General features: G+C 64.5%; 11 protein-coding genes and 2 pseudogenes. 10 read left to right on the top strand and 3 right to left on the bottom strand.

Features of this window, described 5'->3' with window-relative positions:
- Nucleotides 1–133 (top strand): annotated as a pseudogene (locus ASJ79_RS30805) (TetR family transcriptional regulator); the annotation flags it as partial.
- On the opposite strand, the gene ASJ79_RS08155 reads toward ASJ79_RS30805, so the two are convergent.
- Nucleotides 78–1,007 (bottom strand): MPT63 family protein, encoded by a 930-nt coding sequence (locus ASJ79_RS08155; protein WP_369803623.1) that lies wholly within the window; start codon nucleotides 1,005–1,007, stop codon nucleotides 78–80. The pseudogene ASJ79_RS30805 and the gene ASJ79_RS08155 overlap by 56 nt on opposite strands.
- Nucleotides 1,008–1,295: 288 nt before the next feature.
- Here ASJ79_RS08155 and ASJ79_RS08150 point away from each other — a divergent pair, with 288 nt between their 5' ends.
- From ASJ79_RS08150 to ASJ79_RS08110, 9 genes are read left to right on the top strand one after another with little or no spacing between them, the layout of a single operon-like run.
- On the top strand, nucleotides 1,296–2,504 hold the full coding sequence (locus ASJ79_RS08150) for an MmgE/PrpD family protein (protein ID WP_369803622.1): 1,209 nt from the start codon (nucleotides 1,296–1,298) through the stop codon (nucleotides 2,502–2,504).
- 22 nt (nucleotides 2,505–2,526) lie between these two features.
- Nucleotides 2,527–3,729 carry a CaiB/BaiF CoA-transferase family protein gene (locus tag ASJ79_RS08145; RefSeq protein ID WP_067954212.1) on the top strand — a complete coding sequence of 401 codons (1,203 nt, stop codon included), beginning with the start codon at nucleotides 2,527–2,529 and terminating at the stop codon, nucleotides 3,727–3,729.
- Nucleotides 3,726–4,547 (top strand): amino acid ABC transporter ATP-binding protein, encoded by an 822-nt coding sequence (locus ASJ79_RS08140; RefSeq protein ID WP_082753717.1) that lies wholly within the window; start codon nucleotides 3,726–3,728, stop codon nucleotides 4,545–4,547. Before ASJ79_RS08145 ends, ASJ79_RS08140 begins: the two co-directional genes overlap by 4 nt.
- A gap of 15 nt (nucleotides 4,548–4,562) precedes the next feature.
- Nucleotides 4,563–5,471 (top strand): glutamate ABC transporter substrate-binding protein, encoded by a 909-nt coding sequence (locus ASJ79_RS08135; RefSeq protein ID WP_197420125.1) that lies wholly within the window; start codon nucleotides 4,563–4,565, stop codon nucleotides 5,469–5,471.
- A gap of 18 nt (nucleotides 5,472–5,489) precedes the next feature.
- On the top strand, nucleotides 5,490–6,137 hold the full coding sequence (locus ASJ79_RS08130; RefSeq protein ID WP_067954209.1) for an amino acid ABC transporter permease: 648 nt from the start codon (nucleotides 5,490–5,492) through the stop codon (nucleotides 6,135–6,137).
- Entirely contained in the window at nucleotides 6,134–7,000 is an 867-nt protein-coding gene (locus tag ASJ79_RS08125; RefSeq protein ID WP_067954208.1) for an amino acid ABC transporter permease, read from the top strand. Before ASJ79_RS08130 ends, ASJ79_RS08125 begins: the two co-directional genes overlap by 4 nt.
- A 50-nt stretch (nucleotides 7,001–7,050) precedes the next feature.
- Nucleotides 7,051–7,953 (top strand): CoA ester lyase, encoded by a 903-nt coding sequence (locus tag ASJ79_RS08120; RefSeq protein WP_156448331.1) that lies wholly within the window; start codon nucleotides 7,051–7,053, stop codon nucleotides 7,951–7,953.
- A gap of 48 nt (nucleotides 7,954–8,001) precedes the next feature.
- Entirely contained in the window at nucleotides 8,002–8,877 is an 876-nt protein-coding gene (locus ASJ79_RS08115; protein WP_156448330.1) for a fumarylacetoacetate hydrolase family protein, read from the top strand.
- Nucleotides 8,874–9,878 (top strand): Ldh family oxidoreductase, encoded by a 1,005-nt coding sequence (locus ASJ79_RS08110; RefSeq protein ID WP_067954205.1) that lies wholly within the window; start codon nucleotides 8,874–8,876, stop codon nucleotides 9,876–9,878. The genes ASJ79_RS08115 and ASJ79_RS08110 overlap by 4 nt, the downstream gene beginning before the upstream one ends.
- A 6-nt stretch (nucleotides 9,879–9,884) precedes the next feature.
- Here the strand turns inward: ASJ79_RS08110 and ASJ79_RS08105 are convergent, their stop codons facing one another.
- Together ASJ79_RS08105 and ASJ79_RS33755 are read right to left on the bottom strand one after the other, a co-directional pair.
- Entirely contained in the window at nucleotides 9,885–10,832 is a 948-nt protein-coding gene (locus ASJ79_RS08105; RefSeq protein ID WP_067954204.1) for a LysR family transcriptional regulator, read from the bottom strand.
- 1,765 nt (nucleotides 10,833–12,597) lie between these two features.
- Nucleotides 12,598–12,672, bottom strand: a pseudogene (locus ASJ79_RS33755) (hypothetical protein); the annotation flags it as partial.
- Nucleotides 12,673–12,723: the final 51 nt, after the last annotated feature.

Here is a 12,723-nt window from a genome sequence, read left to right as displayed (position 1 = left end):
CGGGGAGCCCACCGAGGACCAGTACCACATCGCCCGGGTGATCTCCGACGTGTGGCTGTCCAACCTGCTGGCCTGGCTCACCCGGCGCGCATCGGCGACCGACGTCGCCAAGCGGCTCGATCTGGCGTTGCGGCCGGCGCCGGCTCGGCCGGGACAGCGGCCTCGGCGGCAGGGTCCGCAGCGGAGGCCGGGGTCTCCGTGGTTTCGGCGGTGGCGGCGTCGGCGGCACCGGACACCGAGGGCGAGGTCTGGCTGCCGTACGACGAGGAGCTGCCGCTGCCGGTGGATCCGGTCGCGGGAGCGGGCGGCGCCTCCAGCCACAGCACGACATCGGGGCCGCCGTCGCTGTAGAAGACGCTGTCGGGCTGCTCGCCGGTGACGTCGAAGTAGATCTTGCCGGTGGTCTTCTGACCCTGGGCCAGGGTGGACGGGTTGACGCCCTGCGGGGTGGCGACACCGAACAGGACCCGGTAGGTGTCGCCGTTCTTGGCCCGCGCGTTGAGATTCGAGACGATCGGAATGACGCTGCCCGAGATCGCCTCGTCGGTCGCCGTGGCCTCCCACAGCGTCCCGACCGGCTGATACGGGATGACATCCGAGCTGGGCTTGAGATCGGTGATCGTCCACTGCTGGACGACGTTTCCGTTGACAAGCTCGCCGGGCTGACCGAGGTACTTGACCTCGGGCTCGGCCGAGGCGACAGCAGCCCCCGCAAAAGCAGCCGCGGTAGCAGCGGCCGCAGCGCCTGCGATCAGAGCAGGTTTGATTCTCACGCGATTCCTCCTGTGTTCGTTGATCGAGCAGCGAGGTGCTTCCCCTCGGGCAAAGTAGCAGGTCACGGAAGTGTTTAGGTGGCGTGCGGTGATAGTCGCCCCAGGTTGAGGGTTGCTCCGGGGCCTGTCGTGAGCTGCCTGCCCTTCTGTGCGTCGCCACGCGGTCTTTGCCTGTACACGTTGTCGCGAACCTGATGTTCGGCAGAAGAACCACTCATAGGCCGACTTAGCCATGATTTCGGTGAACTCAGAAATATTTGCGGGTGTTCTCGGTGCCACGCGTGGGATTCGAACGCCGATGGTGCGGTAGCCGACGGCAGCGACGACGCTTCAGCTGCCCCAGCGGTCCGCCACGGCGCGGTTCTCGTATGCCGTCGATGCATGTGTCCCATCACGCATTGCTATTAGACAGCGCATTGCATCAATGCCGATGATGCTTGATGTGATCAAGCTCATAGCGGGCGAGTCATCCGGCGGCACCCGTTGAGTCGGCCCCTCGCCGCTGCGCTCGCAGAGTGGGCAGTGGCGTTGGCTCCCACCGCAGAGGACACCGCACTCGCCGATCGTGCCCTCTTGGACACGGTCGCCTGTGCGATCGCAGGTCGCGGGCATGGGGTGCTCCAACACGCGGCAGCATTTGGTGCCGGCGGTAGGTGGGCGGTCGCCTCGCACGTGCTTGATCTGGACGATCTGCACCTGCCGTCGACCGCACACGTGAGTGCGGTCTGCGTTCCGGCCACCCTGGCCACGGGCGGCGGTTCTCGCGAATTCCTTACGGGCGCAGGCGTGATGGCGCGTATCGGCACCATCCTAGGGTGGCGACACTATGAGTCGGGCTGGCATGCGACGACCACCAGCGGGGCGATCGGCGCAGCGGCGTGCGCGGCAGCCGCGTACGGGCTCGATGTCGATCTGACCGCTCGGGCCATCGCACTGGCGGTGCCTGCCTCGGGCGGTGTTCAGCGGGTTTTCGGCACTGAGGCCAAGTCATTACAGGTCGGGTTCGCGGTGGACGCCGGCGTTCGGGCAGCGGCACTCGCACGTGACGGCGCGGGCGTCGACATCACGAGCCTCGATGCGTGGCTGCCGCTTGTCGGCGCGGGCCCGGTGCCGTACAGGTTTCCCGATCTTCCTGCCGTGCCCGATGGTCTGGCGATCAAGCTCCACCCGTGCTGTTATGCGATGCAGCGACCCATCGCAGCGGTACACGAGGTCCGTGATCGCGTCGCCGTCGGCGACATCACCCGGATCGTGGTGCGCACACTGGCGGGCACCGTCGCTCCCCTCATCCATCCACGACCGCACACAGGCCTGGAAGGCAAGTTCAGCCTGGAGTACGCGGTCGCGACCGCGCTACTGGACCGCAACTGCTGGTTTGCCTCGTTCTCCGACCAGGCGGTACACCGCGAGGAGGCTCAGCGGCTCGTCGGCCTCGTCGAGGTGGAAATGTCGAGCGGCGGAGCAGGGCTGCTCGACGGCGATTTCGTCATCGAGATCCACACCATCGACGGTCCTCCCGTGCTGACCCGAATGCAGGTGCCGCCCGGGGCGCCGCAACGGCCGCCGTCGCCGTCTGAGTTGGGACGCAAGGTCGCCGATTGCCTCGTCGGCTCGGGCGTCACATCCGCTGACATCACCTGGTCTGCGGCGCCACGGCTGCTCGACGAGGCCATCCCCGCCGCCGGCGGGCACTTGATAACCGCAACAGCAGGCAGTGCCCGGATCGATTGAGTCACAGAAGGAAACGTTCGCCATGCAAGACGCTCTCCAACCGCTCAGCGGCCTACGCGTGCTCGATGCGGCGACCTTCATCGCCGCTCCGTTCTGCGCAACCCTGCTGTCGGAATTCGGCGCCGATGTGATCAAACTCGAGGAGCCGCGGCTCGGCGACTCGCTTCGACATCTCGCCGAGCAAGACCGGGGTGTCGGGCTGTGGTGGTTGCAGGAGGCGAGGAACAAGCGCACCGTCACCTGCAATTTTCGTACAGCGGAGGGGCAGGAGCTCTTCCGTCGGCTCGTCGCGGAAGTAGACGTGGTGGTCGAGAACTTCCGTCCCGGCACCATGGAGAGCTGGGGACTGGGCTACGACTCGCTTTCGCGCGTGAATCCTGGGCTGATCATGCTGCGGATCTCGGGTTATGGCCAGACCGGGCCGGCCGCCCGCAAGCCGGGATTCGGGCGGATCGCCCAGGCGTTCGGTGGGTTGACGTATCTCGCCGGCTTTCCCGACCGGCCACCGGTTGTCCCAGGATCCGCCACCATCGCCGATTATCTGGCCGGCCTCTTCGGGGCATTCGCGGTGCTGGTGGCCAAGGAACACCGAAGCCGCACCGGCGAGGGGCAGGAGATTGACATCTCCCTGTACGAGAGCCTTTTCAGAATCCTGGACACTCTCGGCATCGTTTACGACCGGCTCGGGATTGTGCGGGAACGATCGGCCTTCGACGCACCGCACGCCGCCCCGCACAGCCACTACCCGACCAGGGACGACAAGTGGATCGCCGTGGCCTGTAGCAACGACAAGCTGTTCGAGCGGTTGTGCAAAGCGATGGACCGGCCGGACCTGGCGGTCGACCCGAGATTCGCGACGCAGAGTCTGCGCGTCGGCCATCGCAGCGAGATCGACGTGCTCGTCGCCGAGTTCACTCGCTCGATGGACATGGCCGAGCTCATGACACTGCTGGATGAGCACCAAGTCCCGGCGAGCCCGATCAACTCGATCAGGGAGATCTTCGACGATCCCCAATTCGCCGCCAGAGAAAGCATCGTCAGCGTCGACGACGGCCGCGGTGGAATCCTGCGTATGCCAGGCGTGGTCCCGGTGATGTCCAAGACCCCAGGCCGTATTCGACATGCCGGCCGCGCGCTCGGCGCGGACAACAACGAGGTATACGGCGAGCTTCTTTCGTTGACACCGGAGGACGTCGCCGCGCTACGGGAACGCGGCGCGATATGACGCCCGGAATCTCTGGCAGGGACCCGACTCGAGAGGCAGGCCCGATTGTGCAACCGACGACCGAAACGGTGGCATCCGACCGTGCGCCACTGATGGAGCTTCGCCAGGTGGACAAATGGTTTGGCGAACTGCGAGCGCTCAACCAGATCGACATTCGCATCGATGCCGGCGAAGTGGTCGCCGTAGTCGGCCCCTCCGGATCGGGCAAGTCCACCCTGTGCCGCACGATGAACCGGCTCGAGTCCATCGACGGCGGCGAAATCCGGTTCAAGGGCGCGGCCATACCAACGGAGGGAAAGCCCCTGGCGGCATTTCGGTCTCACGTCGGAATGGTGTTCCAATCTTTCAATCTGTTCGCCCACATGACCGTCTTGGAGAACGTGACGCTGGGCCCCATCAAGGCCAAGGGGGTCAACCCGGCTGCGGCACGTGCGCGCGGCCAGGAACTGCTCGACCTGGTCGGGGTCGGTGACCAGGCCGACAAACCACCGGCGCAGCTGTCCGGTGGTCAGCAACAGCGTGCGGCGATCGCCCGCGCGCTGGTGATGGAACCCGACTTGATGTTGTTCGACGAACCCACGTCTGCCCTTGACCCGGAGATGGTCAGCGAGGTCCTCGAGATCATGCTCCGCCTCGCCCGGTCGGGAATGACGATGGTCGTCGTCACCCACGAGATGGGCTTCGCCCGTTCGGCCGCCGACCGCCTGGTGTTCATGGATCACGGCCGCATCGTCGAGGACTCCAAACCCGACCAGTTCTTCGATCGCCCGGCCACCGAGCGCGCCAGGGACTTCCTCTCGAAGGTCCTGCATCACTGATTCGATGATCCAATGATGCTGAACAGCAACGAAATTCGAACGAAAGGACACAACGAGGTGTTTGGATGGAAGAAGCTGGGCGTGCTCATCTGTGTAGGCGCTCTGGCGATCGGTTGTGGCAATTCTGCGAGCGAACCCGCACCGGAGGTGGCGGCCGCGCCCGAGTTCCCTGACGGATCCACGATGGCGCGACTGGCTGAACAAGGCACCGTGAAAGTCGGGACGAAATTCGATCAGCCCCTGGTGGGACAGATGAACCTGGAGGGCGAAGTCGAAGGTTTCGACGTCGAGATCGCCAAGATCATTGCAGCAGGCCTCGGCATCGCGCCCGACAACATCGAGTTCGTAGAGGCCAGCACGGAGAACCGGACTGCGTTCATCCAGCAGGGCAAGGTCGACTGGGTCGACGCCTCCTTCTCGATCACGCCTGAGCGTCAGAAGGCGACGACGTTCGCCGGACCGTACATAAAGACCGGGCAAACACTGTTGGTGCAGAAGGGAAACCCGAAGGGCATCAATCGGCCGGAGGACATGACCGGCAAGCGCAACTGCACCATCGCGGGTGCCACGGCACCAGAGGACATCAAACCGTTCGCCACGCCGGAATGGACGTTCTTCGACCAGATATCGAAGTGCCTGGCCGCCCTCGACGGCGGACGTGTCGATGCCGTGGAGACCGACGAAGCGGCGCTCGCCGGATACATCGCCCGTGATCCGGACAAGTACCAGTTCGCATTCAAGCCGTTCACCGAGCAGTACTGGGGCGTCGGGATCAAAAAAGGTGACGTGCAGTTCTGCGAGTTCATCAATGAAACGCTGCGAAAGGCGTCAGAAGACGGCACCTACCAGGCCGCGTGGGACAAGACGCTGGGGACGGCCGGCCTCGAGGCCCCGCCGCTGCCCGAGTTCGTCCCGTGTGCATAAGGCCGATAGGAAGCCGAGATGGACGCCGTCGCTGACAATTTCGGACTCTTCCTCGAAGGGTTCAGGAACACCATCGCCCTGGTGCTCATCACAGGGACCGTGGCTTTGGTGATCGGAGTGGTCGCGAGCGCGATGCGGATGTCACCGATTGGATCGCTGAGATTCTTCGGCGGCCTCTACGTCACGCTGTTCCGTAACACGCCTTCGGTCGTGCTGATGTTCGTGGCGGTGTTCCTGTTGCCCCAACTCGACCTCAACTTCTCGTTTTTCGTCAGCGCCGTCATCGCCCTGAGCCTGTACTACGGTTCGTACTTCTGCGAGACGGTGCGGTCGGGAATCGAGGGTGTGCCGTACGGTCAGATCGAGGCGGCCCGCTCGGTCGGCCTTACCTTTCCTCAGTCGATGCGGACCGTCGTTCTGCCGCAAGCGCTTCGCTCTATGGTTCCGGCTCTGATCAACGTCGAGATCGGCGTGATCCGGACGTCGGCGATCGCCGGCGCCTTCGGCGTCCTGGAACTGTTCGCCGCCACGAAATTGGTTGCCGCCGCCCGCGGAGACGCAGTGCTGTGGGCGCTGCTCATGGCCACGGTGCTCTATCTGTCACTGACACTGATGGCGGGTGCCATCGCCCGGCGAGTGGAGAGAAGGGTGGCATTCGACCGATGAGCATCAAACTGTACGAACCCCCGGGAGCCATCGGGCGGCGCCGGAATACCGTGATCGCAATCGCCTCGACGGCTTTGATCTTCGCCGTTATCGGTTACTGCGGGTTCCAACTCGCGCGCCAGGGCGCATTCAGCCCGGAGATCTGGTCCGTCCTGGGCCGAGCCGACCTGATCACCCTGGTCTTAGAGGGCCTCGTGGCGACGTTGGAGGCCGGCCTCTTGTGCGCGGTGCTTTCGCTGCTGTGCGGCGCGATCCTGGCCTTCGGCCGCTTGTCGGAAAACAAGTCGCTGAGTTCGGCGGTGGCAACGCTGATCGAGGTCTTTCGCGGGGTTCCGCCACTGCTTTTCGTGTTCTTCATCTTTCTCGGCTTACCCGCGGTAGGCATTTCCCTGTCTACGTTCTGGACGCTGGTGATCGGCCTGACCTGCTACAACGCTCCCGCGGTCGCTGAGATCTACCGGGCGGGCATCCAGGCGCTGCCTCAGGGGCAAGCACAGGCGGGATACAGCATCGGATTACGCAAAGGGCAATGTTTCAGACTCGTCATCCTTCCGCAGGTGATTTGGCCGACCCTGCCCGCGATCATTAGCCAGATCGTGATGATCATGAAGGAAACAGCGCTCGGCTTCATCATCGGCTACGAGGAAATGCTGCGTCGCGCACAGGCCAGCGTCGAATATCTCGGTGGTCAATATGCCATCGCTGTCTACGTACTCGTCGCCGGAATCTACATTTGCATCTGTTTGGCGCTGTCTGGCCTGGCGATATTGCTGGCCCGAAGGTGGCGCAACGACGCCCCGCCGCGGCGAGGCAGGAGAAATGTCATGTCGCCTCAACCGCTCGCAATGACCGGCGCAAATTGACGGTTCAAGAAATTGCATTCGCAAACTAGTAGAGAGATCAGGAGGTCATTGTGAAGAGGAATGGCGTGAAGGTGCGGCGGACCTACATGGAAGTTCCGCCGATGGACGAGCGAAAGTGGGCCAAAATCCCCGACATGCCGGCGGACGTGTTCCTTGCCGACATGGAGGACAGCGTGCCTCCCGATCTCAAGCGCGAAGCGCGCGAGAAGGTGGTCGGGTTGATCGAGGACCCCTCGTTCTTCGGCGGCCGGGAGTTCATCTGCCGACCGAACAACATCAATACCGAATGGGGACGGGAGGACCTCGAGGCGATCGCCGCGGCCAAGGCGCCGTTCGTGATGTACCCCAAGCCGCGCACGGCTGCTGAGGTGCGCGAAGTCAAACGGATCTTCGACCGGCACGGCGCGACGCCGGAGATCATGCTGCTGGTCGAAACTCCGGAGACGGTGCTCAGACTGGAGGAAATCGCGCAGGTCCCAGGCGTGTGTGGCCTGATGGTGGGCCCCGGGGACCTTGCGCTCGAGACCGGCATGTCGTTGTTCGACGGTAACGAGGTCTTCACCGACGGCTTCCTCTACGCCCGCAGCAAGACCATCATGGTGGCCCGCGCGCTGAAGCTGGAGGCTGCCGAGGGACTGCTCGTGGCGAATCTGAAGGACTCCGACCTGGTGCGGCGGGTCGCGACGCGTTCGGCGCTGATGGGGTTCACCGGCAACATGATGTTCTACCCGCCGCAGATCGAACTGATCAACGAATGTCACACACCCTCGCTGGAGCGAGTGCAGTGGGCCCGCAAGGCGGTCGAGGCATACGACCAGGCGGTAGCCGCCGGCCAGGGCGCCGTCACGGTCGACGGCCGCGCGGTCACTGTCCATCAATACGGTGAAGCGAAAGAGGTGATCCGTTTCGCCGATGCCATCGAGGGCATGGCGACGGTCGGTGTGGGCAGTTAAAAGCCCGGGATAGTAACGGTTTTCCTATTCGAAGGTGAGGAGAGGTCTGTGCATTTAGTGCGGTACCGCAACGCGTCTGGCGCTATTCAGGGCGGAATCCTGGAGGGCCACGAGATAATCGAACTCAGAATAGACGGCTCCATGTCCGATGACCCATTGATGACACTTCTGCAGGATGCCGACGGCGTCGAGAAGGTGGTGCAGAAATCACGGCGCGGCGGATCCGCGCTGCGTGACGAGGTTCAACTCCTGGCGCCACTCGGCGGTCCGGAGAAGATCATCTGCATCGGGCTGAACTACGTCAGCCACATGGTGGAGACCAGGGCCGAAAGACCGACCGAGCCCGTCATCTTCTCCAAGTACAACAACAGCATCATCGGGCCGTACGACACCGTGGTACTTCCTGCGGTGGCGCCCAAGCGGGTCGATTACGAAGCCGAACTCGCGGTGGTGATTGGCAAGGCGGGCCGCAACGTCCACGAGGCTGAGGCCGGCTCGTTCGTCGCGGGCTACTGCGTGGCCAACGATGTCTCGGCGCGCGACTGGCAGCTGAAAAAGCCCAACGGGCAGTGGCTGCTCGGCAAGACCTTCGACACATTCCTGCCGCTGGGGCCGGCGCTGGTCACCCAGGAGGACCTACCGGATTACCGGTCACTGCGCATCACCTGTGCGGTGTCGGGGGAGCCGCGCCAGGATGCGGAACTGTCCGAGATGATCTTCTCGGTCGAGGAGCTGATCGCCTACGCGTCACGTGTGTTCACCCTTCGGCCCGGAGATGTGATTCTCACGGGCACCCCTGGCGGAGTTGGAATGGTCCGCGGCAGGGACGGATATCTGAAGGACGGCGACCTTCTGGAAACTCAGATCGAAGGGCTCGGCGCGCTCATGAATCCCGTTGTCGGCGAAGCGATTGATAACGCATGACAAGTAGCGCGGCCGCGGAGCGCGTTCACCTGACGCCTGAGCAAGCCCAGAATCTGTCCCACCGTGCGCTCCGGGCGATCGGGTACTCGGTCGAGGAGGCGCGGATCATCGCCGAGCATGTCGTCGATGCGGCACTGTGCGGCTATGAGTATCTGGGGCTGACGAAGATTCTGCGTCTGAGCAGTCATTACACCGGGAACCGTGCGCCGGTGAAAACGGTGGCGGCGTCCGCTGTATCGGCGATGGTCGATGGCGGTGGCAATACCGGGATGCTTGTGATGCCTTATGCCGTCAAAGAACTCATCGGCCGGGCAAAAGCTTCCGGCATCGCCGTGGTGGGTGTCACGAACAGCTGGATGAGTGGTCGTAGCGCGTACTACTGCGAGAAGGTGGCCCGCGAGGGACTGATCTGCATCCATACCGCCAGCGGATCCCCGCTTGTCGCGCCGCCCGGCGGCCGGGTTGCCGCGGTGGGCACAAATCCGCTGGCATTCGGTTTTCCAGCCGATCCTGACCCGCTAGTGATCGACCTGGGTACCAGCACGATCGCGGCTACCGACCTGGAACAGCACCACCGATTGGGCCTGCCGCTCCCGGACGGTACGGCGATCGGCGCCGACGGCGAGCCCACCTCGGATGCCGCCAGGGCCACCGACGGTGCTTTGCTCCCATTCGCGGGACACAAAGGCTTCGCGCTGGCGATGGCCGTCCACGCGATCGGCGTCATCTGTGCCCCCGCGGACGCGGAGGGATTCGTGACCGGGCATGTGTTCATCGCCTTCGCGCCGGACATGTTCCTGCCGGCTGGTGATTATCAGCGGCGGTTGGCCACTCAACTCGATCTGATCAGGAAGACGCCTCGACGCCCGGAGGTCAGCGAGATCCGCATCCCGGGCGAGCGGGCGTACCGGACCCGGGAGGTTTCGTTGCGCGACGGCATCTTCGTGGACCGGAAGATCTACAACGCCGTGGTGACGCTGGCCTCATCCGCTCCGAGTTGACCCGGCTCACGGCTGGTCCTGTTCGGCCACCCGGATCAGCGTCGCCGGCCACACGCTCGACTTGACCTGGTCCTGTACCAGACGGGTCAGCTCACCGGCGACCGCCCGGATCGCTCGGGACGGCCGCGGCGTCCGCCGGACTCCGAGCACGACCTTCCGGATCACCTCGGGGCCGATCAGCGGCGCACCACTGAATGCGCCCGCCGCGACCTCTTTAGCGATACCAACGGCCGGCAGCACGGTCCAGCCGCATCCGGCCAGCACCAGATTCTTCTGCACGTGCATGGAATTGGATTCCATCGTGATCTGCGGCGCCGCGTGGAGTTCTGACAGGACCTGGTCGATCAGGATCCGTAACCCGTGACCCGGCACCGGAAGCACGAGCGGATGCTCGAAGACCTGTGCCCAGTGGATCGGCTTCGCGGTGGCCAGGCCGGCACACGGAGGCGCGACCGCCCAAAGGCGTTCGCTCACCATCGGCACCACGGTCACGGCGGCGCTGTCGGTCTGGTTGTAGAGCAGAGACAGATCGACGTCACCGTCGTCGAGCCAACGCTGCAGGTTCCCGGAAAGTCCGGCCAGGATCCGCAATTCGACGCCTGGATAGCGCTGTGCGACTGCCTCCACCAACGGCTCCACCACCAGATCGACGACACTTTCCAGGATGCCGACGGTGGCGATACCCACCACCTCGTCGATCGCGGGACGGACCTCGGAGCGGGCACGTTCGAGTTCGGTGAGCGCACGTCGCGCCCGCTCGACGAACAACTGGCCTGCTTCGGTCAGTACCATGCCGTGTCGGGTGCGCTCGAAGAGTGGCACACCGACCTCGGTCTCCAGGAGTCGGATCTGCCTGCTGATGGCCGGCTGCACCACATGAAGCAGGCGGGCGGCCTTCGTGACGCTGCCCACCTCGGCGACTGTCACCAGCGTCGTGAGTTGTCTCAGGTCCACCGACCCATCCTCACGTGACGCCCTTGTGCACGTTGACATCCTAGTCGGCGGCCCCGCCGCTTCGGTGCGGTTTGTCGCGCTGAGAACGCGTAATGGGCCAACGCCGGCGGAGCAAAACGGCATGGACGTGACACCCGAAGGCTCGTCGACACGGAGGTGGCACGACCAGCTGCCGACTGGTTGGCGCTGGCGTTGAGCCGCTACGGATTTCAGGGCGGACGCCACGGTTCCTACACAACGCGTCGCGCCCCGCCGGGTATCAGTCGCGGCGGCGTTCACACCACCTGAGAACGTTCAAAGCACACGGCTTGGAACGAGTGTGCTCGAGCGCGCCGGAACGTACAGGGGCACCGTTCATCAACAGCATTGCCGGTCACCATAATTCGAGGCGTATCAACCGCGTCGCTGCACAGCGATGCGTCGTGGTGGGCAGTCACTGGGGCGTGCGGGCCGTTCCCGAACTGGACTGACTAGCAACGCTTCGAAGATGCCGGCGCCGCGTGTACGGCTGAACAAGGGGCACGAGGACCCGGCATCCGGGGTGCCAACCAATAACGAGCGCCGGCGCGAATGGCCGTCGCGCACCAAGAACACCCGGGGGGGTGGGCTCGGGCACAGTCCGCGTCTGATGTCGTCAGGTGCCGGCACCCCCGTAACGGAAGCGGTGATCCAGGCGGGGCATCGAGCGCGTCTTCAATGAGCCTGGCTGCACTCCGACCCGACTCCAGCCTGAATGGGGAGATTTCTCGCTGCCGATGGTGAATCGAGGACCGGGAGCCGACCGGCACGGCTTGTTGACGGCGACTGCTATTTGCAGGACAGATTGCTGGCTCGTTGCATGTCAGAACGGCCAGCAAATCTGAATGCACCGCCCTCGAACCGGGTGTCACCCTGTGCGTAGCCGACGGGACGTTACCACGGTGTAAAGGCAAGGATATCGGCCTGTTGTCGGCCAGATATCGCTTTGCCGGGATTAGCGCAGGTAGTTCGGGTACGGCCGCTGCGCTCCGCGTTGGTTCGGCACGGTGCCCGGTTACGGCGCGATAACGGCCGTCTGCTCAGCGGTTCGGCAGGGCTGCAGAAGGCGGGCGAGGGTGCGACAGACCGCTCCAGCGTCCAGCAAAACTCAGAATTACCAACTGTGCTCTGGTAAGACTGTCTAGGCGTTGCCAACGCGGGGTTTGGTGGCGGCATCCGACGTAACTAGACAGGGGGTAGACCCATGGCAAGGCATGCCAAGAAGAGCAACCGCTCGATGGCGATCCGCACGTATCTGACCGCCGGAATCACGGCAGGCGTCACCGGCGCCGCGCTGGCCGGGGCCGGCACACTGCTGCTGGCGGACGGCGACACGCCGAAGCCGGCACAGATCGAGGTGCAACTGGTCGCCGACGAGGAAGAGATCCTCTGGCTTTCGCTCAACGGCGGCAGCGACCGGCGCAGCAGCGCGCAATCCACCGCCGCACTCGTCAGCGCGAACCCCGCCTTGCGGCCGATGATCGGCGACGGTGGATGGCTGATCGGCAACGGCCTCGATGCGGCCGCCGACTGCCAGGGTGACGCCTGCAACGGCGGCAACGGCGGCATCCTGTGGGGCAACGGCGGCAACGGTGCCCACGGCGGCAAGGGTGGTGACGGCGGCTTCTGGTTCGGCAACGGCGGGAACGGCGGCGACGGTGACGCCGTCCTCGACGCGAACGGCAACATCGTGCGCGCCGCGTCGGCCGGTGGCGCCGGCGGCAAGGGCGGCTGGGTCATGGGCAACGGCGGCTTCGGCGGCCTGTGCCAACGGGATGTAGAACGTCGGGTCGGTCATTGCTTCCGCATAGGTGAACCGCATGACGGCAATACTAGAACGCGTTCTAGTTCTTTCCCCGGGGAATCCCGAAGT

The sequence above is a fragment of the Mycobacterium sp. NAZ190054 genome (genome assembly GCF_001545925.1).
Classification (GTDB): domain Bacteria; phylum Actinomycetota; class Actinomycetes; order Mycobacteriales; family Mycobacteriaceae; genus Mycobacterium.
Note: the sequence above shows the minus strand (reverse complement) of the source record. Positions and strands in the feature narration are given on the sequence as shown.